The organism is Erythrobacter sp. WG (assembly GCF_026586795.1).
Lineage (GTDB): Bacteria > Pseudomonadota > Alphaproteobacteria > Sphingomonadales > Sphingomonadaceae > Erythrobacter.
Genome location: NZ_JAPFGY010000027.1, coordinates 39,857 through 48,985 on the forward strand (window position 1 = coordinate 39,857; position 9,129 = coordinate 48,985).

11 protein-coding genes are annotated in these 9,129 nt (G+C 67.8%); 8 read left to right on the plus strand and 3 right to left on the minus strand.

Annotation, left to right across the window (positions count from 1 at the left end):
- Window positions 1-78 precede the first annotated feature (78 nt).
- The 7 genes from OPU67_RS13125 (at window position 79) to OPU67_RS13155 (ending at window position 6,537) form a co-directional block, all read left to right on the plus strand.
- The gene (locus tag OPU67_RS13125; RefSeq protein WP_267620313.1) at window positions 79-324 is read left to right on the plus strand and encodes a hypothetical protein; all 246 of its coding nucleotides are present in this window, start codon (window positions 79-81) and stop codon (window positions 322-324) included.
- Complete coding sequence (gene bioB, locus OPU67_RS13130; protein ID WP_267620315.1) at window positions 317-1,324, plus strand: biotin synthase BioB; 1,008 nt, start codon at window positions 317-319, stop codon at window positions 1,322-1,324. The genes OPU67_RS13125 and bioB overlap by 8 nt, the downstream gene beginning before the upstream one ends.
- Before the next feature lie 108 nt (window positions 1,325-1,432).
- Window positions 1,433-2,272 (plus strand): alpha/beta hydrolase, encoded by an 840-nt coding sequence (locus OPU67_RS13135; protein WP_267620317.1) that lies wholly within the window; start codon window positions 1,433-1,435, stop codon window positions 2,270-2,272.
- 97 nt (window positions 2,273-2,369) lie between these two features.
- Window positions 2,370-3,161, plus strand: coding sequence for a heme-dependent oxidative N-demethylase family protein (locus OPU67_RS13140; protein ID WP_267620319.1), 792 nt, complete (start codon window positions 2,370-2,372; stop codon window positions 3,159-3,161).
- A 195-nt stretch (window positions 3,162-3,356) separates the two neighbouring features.
- Window positions 3,357-5,453: an acetyl-CoA carboxylase biotin carboxylase subunit gene (locus tag OPU67_RS13145; RefSeq protein WP_267620321.1), complete on the plus strand. Its 2,097-nt coding sequence runs from the start codon at window positions 3,357-3,359 to the stop codon at window positions 5,451-5,453.
- A gap of 1 nt (window position 5,454) precedes the next feature.
- On the plus strand, window positions 5,455-5,865 hold the full coding sequence (locus tag OPU67_RS13150; protein ID WP_267620323.1) for a hypothetical protein: 411 nt from the start codon (window positions 5,455-5,457) through the stop codon (window positions 5,863-5,865).
- 390 nt (window positions 5,866-6,255) lie between these two features.
- A complete protein-coding gene (locus tag OPU67_RS13155; protein ID WP_267620325.1) occupies window positions 6,256-6,537 on the plus strand; it encodes a hypothetical protein in 282 nt (93 codons plus the stop codon).
- Window positions 6,538-6,550: 13 nt separating this feature from the next.
- On the opposite strand, the gene OPU67_RS13160 is transcribed toward OPU67_RS13155, so the two are convergent.
- From OPU67_RS13160 to OPU67_RS13170, 3 genes are read right to left on the minus strand one after another with little or no spacing between them, the layout of a single operon-like run.
- Window positions 6,551-7,009, minus strand: coding sequence for a GNAT family N-acetyltransferase (locus OPU67_RS13160; RefSeq protein ID WP_267620328.1), 459 nt, complete (start codon window positions 7,007-7,009; stop codon window positions 6,551-6,553).
- Entirely contained in the window at window positions 7,006-8,124 is a 1,119-nt protein-coding gene (gene aroB / locus OPU67_RS13165; RefSeq protein WP_267620330.1) for a 3-dehydroquinate synthase, read from the minus strand. The genes OPU67_RS13160 and aroB overlap by 4 nt, the downstream gene beginning before the upstream one ends.
- Entirely contained in the window at window positions 8,115-8,696 is a 582-nt protein-coding gene (locus tag OPU67_RS13170) for a shikimate kinase (RefSeq protein WP_267620332.1), read from the minus strand. Before OPU67_RS13170 ends, aroB begins: the two co-directional genes overlap by 10 nt.
- Before the next feature lie 38 nt (window positions 8,697-8,734).
- Here OPU67_RS13170 and OPU67_RS13175 point away from each other — a divergent pair, with 38 nt between their 5' ends.
- A complete protein-coding gene (locus tag OPU67_RS13175) occupies window positions 8,735-8,941 on the plus strand; it encodes a hypothetical protein (RefSeq protein ID WP_267620334.1) in 207 nt (68 codons plus the stop codon).
- Window positions 8,942-9,129 lie beyond the last annotated feature (188 nt).

Genomic DNA, 9,129 nt, shown 5'->3' on the forward strand with positions numbered 1-9,129 from the left:
GTTGCGCTGCGAGGAGACGGCAGTCGCTGGATTGCCGCGTCGCCTTCGGCTCGTCGCAATGACGAAGGAGGCCATTGAATGATTGTCGCGCATGTCCTTCACGAAGGCTATCCAGACGACTTGATCGGACCACAGGAGTTCCCTGCGTTGCCGCCAATTGGCGCGATTATCAGCGTGCTTGATCGGAATTCGAACGGCCATCGCCTGAAAGTCACATCACTGGAATTCTTCGGGATCTCGCCTGACCCCGAACGTAGGCCGATGCAGCTCGCGCTATCAGGCGAAATTCGAATTCGTATAATCGGAAGCACCATAAATGACTGAAATCCGCACCGACTGGACCCGCCCCGAAATCGCGGCCCTCTTCGATCTGCCCTTCACCGAGCTGCTGTTTCAGGCCGCCTCAGTCCATCGCGCCTACCACCCCGCGACCGAAGTCCAACTCTGCACCCTGCTCAGCATCAAGACCGGCGGGTGCCCTGAGGATTGCGGCTATTGCTCGCAATCGGTTCATGCTGACTCCGGCGTCGAGGCCACCAAGCTGATGGACGTGCAGGCCGTGCTCCAGCGCGCGGCGCAGGCGAAGGATGCAGGGAGTCAGCGGTTCTGCATGGGCGCGGCGTGGCGCAATCCCAAGGACCGCGACATGCCCGCGATCGTGGAGATCGTGAAGGGTGTTCGCGCGATGGGTCTCGAGACCTGCATGACGCTCGGGATGCTCGAACCGCATCAGGCTCAGATGCTGGCCGAGGCCGGGCTCGATTACTACAATCACAATATCGACAGCAGCCCCGAGTATTACGAGCGCGTCATCTCCACCCGCGACTTCCAGTGCCGGCTCGACACGCTGGATCACGTGCGCAAGGCCGGGATCAACGTGTGCAGCGGCGGTATCGTCGGCATGGGGGAGACGCGCGAGGACCGGGTGGGCTTCGTCCACACGCTCGCCACCCTGCCGCAGCACCCCGAGAGCGTGCCGGTCAACGCGCTGGTGCCGGTCAAGGGCACGGTGCTCGGCAACATGCTCGCCGACACGCCGCTCGCCAAGATCGACGACATCGAGTTCGTCCGCACGGTCGCGGTCGCCCGCATCACCATGCCGCGTTCGATGGTGCGGCTTTCGGCAGGGCGCGAGTCCATGTCAGAGGCGACGCAAGCCCTGTGCTTCCTTGCGGGCGCCAATTCGATCTTCACCGGCGACAAGCTGCTCACCGCGCCCAATGCGGGCGACGACAAGGACGGCGCGCTGTTCGCCAAGCTCGGGCTCACCGCGCTCAAGGGCGAGGAACCCGCGCGGGCGTGCAAGAGCGCGGTGCCGGCATAACCTTCCATTCGCCCTGAGCTTGTCGAAGGGCTGCCTTTCTTTCAGTCTGAAACCGAAAGGGAGAAGGACGGTGCTTCGACAAGCTCTGCACGAACGGGTCATGCGCTGATGCTGTTCAGCATGATCGCTGCCGCCGCGCTCGCGATGGCGCGCGCGCCGCTGCCGGCACCCCAACCCCTCGTCATCGGCGAGACCGTCACGCTCGAGGTGCTCGGCGCCGAGCGCGAGGTCAGTGTCGTCCTGCCGCCGGACTACGCCGAGGACCCGGCTAGGCGCTGGCCGGTCATCTACCAGCTCGATGGCGACATCCGGCAGGACCTCATGATGGGCGCGGGCCTCCAGCGCTGGAACGCGCTGTGGGGCCGCAGCGCGGACGCGATCCTTGTCGGCATCGCAACGAAGGACCGCCAGCGCGAACTCCTGCCTGCGACGAAGGACCCGGCCGAGGCCAAGCGCTACCCCAGCGCGGGCGAGAGCGCCGCCTTCCGCGCGTGGCTGGCGGGTACGGTCAAGCCGCTGGTCGAGGCGCGTTATCGCACCGACGGTCGAGCGTTCCTCGTCGGCGAGAGCGCGGCGGGGCATTTCGTGATCGAGACCTGGGCCGAGGCACCGCAGCTCTTCACCGGCTACGCCGCAATCAGCCCCAGCCTGCAATGGGACTTCGAGGCGCTGGGCCGCCGCGCGCTCGGCACCGCCACCCGCCCGCCGCTCTACCTCAGCCTCGCCGACGAGGGCGGGGCGACCGAGAGCGGCATGGAGCGGTTCCTCGCTGGGTTGCCTGCGGCCCAGCCCTTCTGCTTCTCCGACCGCCGCCGCGAGCTGCATCATGCGACCGCGCTTCACGGCCTTCTGCCCGAGGCGCTGCAATATTTGTTGCCGACCGAGGCCGACTACCTCGAGGACATGGGGCTGGTGTTGAGGTGCGAGCGGCGGGGCGGGACGAGATGAGCAAGGCCGCAACTTCGTCATCGCGAGCGGCGAAGCCGCACGGCAATCCAGCGTCGGAACTGGATTGCTTCGCTGTGCTCGCAATGACGAAAGACACATGACCCTCGGCTTCTCGGTCGACACCTTGCTCCCCAAGGCGCGGGGGGGAGGGCAGCTCAGGATGGGGCTGGTCAGGCTCGCCGAGTGCGAATGGCTCGCCCCTGCGCCCGACCTCGCCGCGCGCGCGGCAGGGTTTGCCGATTGGCCCGAGGCGGTGCAGCTCGCCCCGGAAGCGGACGCGCCGGGCAGGGAGCTTGCCGCGATGCTGGGCGTCGAAGGCGGGCTCCCGCAAGCGGCGCTCGCCACCCACGAGGACCTGTGCCTCTTGACGCGGGTCGAAGGCGAGGAGGTCTACCGCCTGATCGGCGCCGCGGTCGCCTGGCCCTCGGACTGGCACCCCAAGGCGAAGATCGGGCTTCCCCTGAGGGCTCTCCATGCGCCGATCCAGGGCTACGCGGAGCAGCTCGCGACCGGCGTCGACCGCTTCATGGCGACCCTGCGCCCCGGCCCCATCTATGGCCGCTGCAACTGGTTCATCGCGGCAACGGGTGAGCGCCGCTGGCTCCCCGATCGGCCGCCGCAGGAGGCCTTTGCCCATGTCACTCCGGACAACGCCGGCGAGACGCTGTTCGTGCGCTCCGAACGCCAGACCCTGCGCCGCTTGCCGCAAACCGGCGCGATCCTCTTCACCATCGGCATCTATGTCGAGCCGCTCGGCAGGCTCTCCCCCGGCAATATCGCGATGCTGGGGAGGGCTGTTCAGACCCTCGTCAGCGGCGAGGGCGACCGCCGCGGCGCGCCCGCCTATGCGGAGAGCCTCATCGCCTTTGCCGAGGCGCGAACAGCTTGATTGCGCCCGTTATTGCGAGCTGCAAAGCGGCGCGGCAATCCCGAGCTTGCACCGAACCACTCTGGATTGCTTCGCTTGGCTCGCAATGACGAAAGACAGCGCCCGATGCCCGCCCCAAATCCGCCAGCTTGCCTGCCGCGCCATCCCCCGGCATAGCCATCCGCACGATACGCCCCTTGGAGAGAGGCCCAACCCTTGTTTGCGAAAATCCTGATTGCCAACCGCGGCGAGATCGCCTGCCGGGTCATCACCACGGCCCGCAAGATGGGGATCAAGACCGTCGCGGTCTATTCCGATGCCGACGCCCGCGCGCCCTTCGTCGCCATGGCCGACGAGGCGGTGCATATCGGGCCGTCTCCGGCGGCGGAATCCTACCTCGTCGCCGACAAGATCATCGCCGCCTGCAAGCAGACGGGGGCTGAGGCCGTGCACCCGGGCTATGGCTTCCTGTCGGAACGCACCTCCTTCGCCGAAGCTCTGGCGAAAGAAGGCATCGCCTTCATCGGCCCGCCGGTGGGCGCGATTGCCGCGATGGGCGACAAGATCGAATCCAAGAAGCTCGCCAAGGAAGCGGGCGTCAATGTCGTCCCCGGCTTCGTGGGCGAGATCGAGGATACCGAACACGCGGTGCGAATCTCCAACGAGATCGGCTATCCGGTGATGATGAAGGCCAGCGCCGGGGGCGGGGGCAAGGGGATGCGCCTCGCCTATTCCGAAGCCGACGTGCGCGAGGGCTTTGAAAGCGTGAAGCGCGAGGGGCTCAACTCCTTCGGCGATGACCGCGTGTTCATTGAAAAGTTCATCCTCAACCCGCGCCACATCGAGATCCAGATCCTCGGCGACCAGCACGGCAACATCCTCTACCTCAACGAGCGCGAATGCTCGATCCAGCGCCGCCACCAGAAGGTGGTCGAGGAGGCGCCGTCGCCCTTCGTCACGCCCAAGATGCGCAAGGCCATGGGCGAGCAATGCGTCGCTCTGGCGCGCGCGGTGGGGTATTACTCTGCGGGGACGGTCGAACTGATCGTCAGCGGCGCGGACCCGACGGGGGAGAGCTTCTACTTCCTCGAGATGAACACCCGGCTCCAGGTCGAACACCCCGTCACCGAGGCGATCACCGGCATCGACCTCGTCGAGCAGATGATCCGCGTGGCGGCGGGCGAAAAGCTCGCCATGACGCAGGACGATATCGGGATCGAAGGCTGGGCGATCGAGAACCGCGTCTATGCCGAGGACCCCTATCGCGGCTTCCTGCCCTCGACCGGGCGGCTGGTGCATTATCAGCCGCCGGCAGCGAAGTTCCGCCAGGGTCCGTTCGCCTCGAGCGAAGTCGAGAGGCAGGAGAGCGGTGTCTCGACTTCGCTCGACACGAACGGAGGCGGGGACAAAGAAGGCTACATCCGACTGGACGACGGCGTCTATGAAGGCGGCGAGGTTTCGCGTTTCTACGACCCGATGATCGCCAAGCTGATCACCTGGGCGCCCACGCGCGACGCGGCGGCGGACTTGCAGATCGAGGCGCTCGACAAGTTCCGCATCAAGGGCCTCGGCCACAATGTCGATTTCCTGTCGGCGATCATGCAGCACCCGCGCTTCCGTTCGGGCGAGCTGACGACGGGCTTCATCGCCGAGGAATATCCCGAGGGCTTCCACGGCGCGGCGACCTCGGAGGAGGTTAAGCGCCTGCTCGCGGCGGTCTGCGCGGGCAACGAGTTCACGCTCCAGAGCCGCGCGCGGCGCATCTCGGGCCAGCTCGACGGCGACGACGGGCGCGAGGGCGTCAAGCGGGCGACGAGCGAGTGGCTGGTCAAGCTCGGCGACGAGCGCTTCGAGGTGACGCTGGGCGAGGGCCATGCGGTCGTGAACGGCGCGCGCGTCGAGGGCACCTGCGACTGGCGCCCCGGCATGACGCAGGCCGAGGCGACTGACGGCAAGGGCCTGAAGCTCGGCCTCATCGTCGAGCGGCAGGGCAATCACTGGAAGGTGACGACCCGCGGCGCGGCGCACACCGCGCTGGTGCTGCCGCTGAGGCTCGCAAGGCACGAATCGCTGATGCTCGAGAAGGTGCCGCCCGATCTCTCGCGCCTGTTGATCTGCCCGATGCCGGGGATGCTGGTGAAGCTCCACGTCGCGGAAGGGGAGACGGTGCAGCCCGGCCAGCCTCTGGCGACGGTCGAGGCGATGAAGATGGAGAACATCCTGCGCGCCGAAAAGGAAGGCGTGATCGCCAAGATCAACGCCGCCGAGGGCGAGAGCCTTGCGGTCGACGCGGTCATCCTGGAGCTCGAATAGAATGCTGGAAGCTCTCGCGCTCAACGTCGCGGTGCCGGTCGAGCCGTCGATGCTGGAGGGCTTGCCCGCCCGGCAAGTGACGATCGCTTTCCACGGAGAACAGCAGGTCTGCACCGGACCGCTTCTCGCCGACGTGCTGGCCAAGCTCGGCGCACCCGCCAAGGGCGAGGTCAAGGGCCCGGCGCTTCGCACCGCGGTTGTGGTCGAGGCCCGCGACGGCTACCGCGTGGCCTTCACCCTCGGCGAGCTGGACCCGCTGCTCGGCAAGGCCCCGGTGGTGCTGGCCGACCGCTGCAACGGTGCGGCGATCGGCGAGGCCGACGGTCCCTTCCGACTGGCCGTCGAAGGTGATCAGCGCGGGGCGCGATCCGTGCGTCAAGTGGTCAGTCTGAGGCTGGTGAACATCGATTGAGGCGGCAGGCACGGTTTGGCGGTCTCTCGCCCTGTGTCAGACCCCCGCCAGACCCCACCTTGCCCCTGCCTAAACCCCGCCTCGACCCCGGCTATACCCCCCACAAAGCGGCCGAATCGCCGGTGATCTGCCGCCTGCATCGCTTGGCTCGGGTGCGCGGAGAAGGGTTGACGACTTGTGCATGGCCCGGCGCGCTTGCGTCAAAGTGACGGAATGCTGCGCGTCTCGGCAAGGATCTTGCCGATTCCGTTGCAAATCTGCGTCAGATTAGTGATTTCCGACACAAAATGTCGCGTGCCCCTGTCCTACAACTCGTCTTGTGAGACACTCATCCTGCCGAGTCGCGGAATTCCCCGCACAAGGATTGAATCTCAGTGGGAGGATTTGATCATGGCACACACTGGAACCGGGTTCTTCGATCGCAAGGGGCACTTCTTCAAGACCGCACGCGATGCGACGGTGAGCGACCTGGCGGCGCTGCTCGGTCAGATCGGTGAGGGCGAGAGCCTGGCGCCCGGCATCGCCTATATGCTGCTCGAGCGTCGCACGGAGCTGGAGCGGCTGTTCGCGGAGCATGACAAGATGCTCGAGGAAGAAGCGGCGATGAAGGCCGCGCGCGAGGGCGAGGCCGGCGGCAACGTCGCCAAGCTGCCGAGCCGCCCGGCGGTCTGATCCGCGAAAGGCTTCAGTCCAGTGCCAGATGCAGGCACTGGTTGAAGTCGGTGAGCACGTAGTCGGCGAAGGCGGGGCCGTTCGCGAAGCCCCGCCGCCGATACAGCGTGAGAGCGGGTTCGAAGGCCGGCCCGGTGCCGGTCTCGAGACTGAGGCGGATGAGGCCGATGCTGCGGGCATGGGCGATGATCGTTTCGAGCAGGCGGGCCGCGATGCCTTGTCTCAGGAACTGAGGATCGGTCCGCATTGACTTGATTTCGCCGGAAATCTCGTCGAGCTGCTTGAGCGCGCCGATGCCCGCGACCCGATCTCCCACATGGGCCGCCCAGACCGTGACGCCGTCCGCCTGAAGGCCGGACAGATCGAGCGCGAAGCTGAGGCCCGGCGGCGAGCCTTCCACCATGGTGCGCTGGTGGAAAGCGATCAGCGCCTGCACGCCGGGGTCGGCAAGGTCCGCGATGGCGATTGTCATGCGGCGAGCTCGGCATCAAGAAACGCCGCGATATCACCAAGATCGACGTCCCGCGCGACGTAGGCTTCACCGAGGCCACGCAGCAACAGGAAGGGCAGCGTCGTGGCTTCGGCCTTCTTGTCGTGGCGCATATGCTCGACAAGGCTTGCGCCGTCGCAGGCAAGGCCGAGCCCCCGAAGCTCGGACGGCAGCCCCGCCGCCGCGATCGCCGTGGCCGCGCGCGCCGCATCGGCGACCGCCAACTCGCCCCGCCGCGCCGAATAGCGTGCCGCCAGCACCATCCCCAAAGCCACCGCCTCGCCGTGGAGGAGGCGGTCCGAAAAGCCGGTCTCGGCCTCCAGCGCATGGCCGAAGGTGTGGCCCAGATTGAGCAGGGCGCGGCGGTCCTCGGTCTCTCGCTCGTCCTCGGCGACGATCCGCGCCTTCATCGCGACGCTGGTCGCGATAGCCTGTTCCAGCGCCTGAGGTTCGCGCGCCAAAACCTTGTTTCCACTGGCTTCGAGCCAAGCGAAGAACGCTGCGTCGCCGAGCAGGCCGTATTTCAGCACCTCGGCATAGCCCGCGCGCATCTCGCGCTCCGGCAGGCTGGCGAGCACCAGCGGGTCGATCAGCACTTGGGCAGGCTGGTGGAAGGCGCCGATCAGGTTCTTGCCGGCCGCGGTGTTGATCGCGGTCTTGCCGCCGACCGAGCTGTCGACCTGCGCGAGCAGGGTGGTCGGCAACTGGACGAAGCCGCAGCCGCGCTTCACCACCGCGCAGGCGAAACCAACGAGATCGCCCACGACGCCGCCGCCGAGCGCAAAGACATGGTCCTTCCGGGTGACGCCGAGCGCCAGCAGCCAGTCGCACAATTTTTCGAGCACGGCCCAGGACTTCGCATCTTCGCCCGGCGCGACCACGAACCATTCGGCGGCCAGACCTGCCGCGGCGAGCTGCGTGTCGATCCCGGCGGCGAAGATCCGGTGGGTGTTGGTATCGGCGACGAAGGGCACCGGGCGGCCGGCACCGTAACCTGACAGGAACGGTGCGGCGGCCTCGGCCAGGCGGCCGAGCACGCCTTCCTCGATCACCACCCGATAGGGCCGCCCTGCGAGCGCCACCGCGATCACAGCCATGCGTCGATGGCCTTGATGATCGCGCGCGCGGTTTCGGCATGGGGGCCGGTGTCGCTCGTCACGTGGATGGGGGCCTCGGCATAGAAGGGCGCGCGTTCGGCGGCGAGGCGGGTGAGGATTTCGCGCGGGTTGCCGTCACGCAGCAGCGGCCGCGTGGCGCGGCGCGAGGTGCGTTCGACCAGCGTGTCGATGGCGCAGTCGATCCACACCGCGATGCCCTTCTCGAGGACCAGCGCGCGGGTCGCCGGATCGACGAAGGCGCCGCCCCCGGTTGCGATCACGCCGTGGCGCTCCTCGATCAGCCGGGCGATCACGCGCCGCTCGCCGTCGCGGAAGTGGGCTTCGCCGAAGGTCTCGAAGATCTCGGGGATCGAGCGCCGCGCCGCCTCGACGATCGCCTCGTCGGCGTCGACGAAATCGCGCCCGAGCAGTCCGGCAAGCTTGCGCCCGACGGTCGACTTGCCGACCCCCATCAGCCCGACCAGCACCACCGGCCGATCGATCCGCGCAGCGACCTCGGCAAGCGCACGGCCGGGTGCGGAAGCGGGCGGGGAGGAGGGCGCGGCGGACATTGCCGCAAGGCCTATAGATGGGCTAGGGCACGCGCAATATGGCAAACCCGCGTCCCGAGCGTCTCTCCCCCACCGGCCTTGCCGATAAGCCTGTCCCCCGCGTGCCGCCCGCCCGGCGGCGGCTGATGATGGTGCTGATCGCCTTCGGGATCGTGCTGCTGCTCGCGCTCGCCTGGTTCGACGGGGGCGAGGAGCCGCTGCGCCCAATCGCCGAGCCGGTCGCCCTGCCGGAGCCGGGGCAGTGAGCGTGAGGCGGCGGCCAGGGATGACGGCGAGCGTGCTGGCGCTCGGCCTCGCGGGCGCGCTCGGCGGGGCGGGCCTTGCAGGCTTCGCGGGAGCGCAAAGCCGGCCCGAATCGCTGCTGCCGCCGGGCTTCGACGATCCCGCGCCCGCACCGCGGCCCTCTCCCACGCCGTCACCGGCCGCTCCGGCG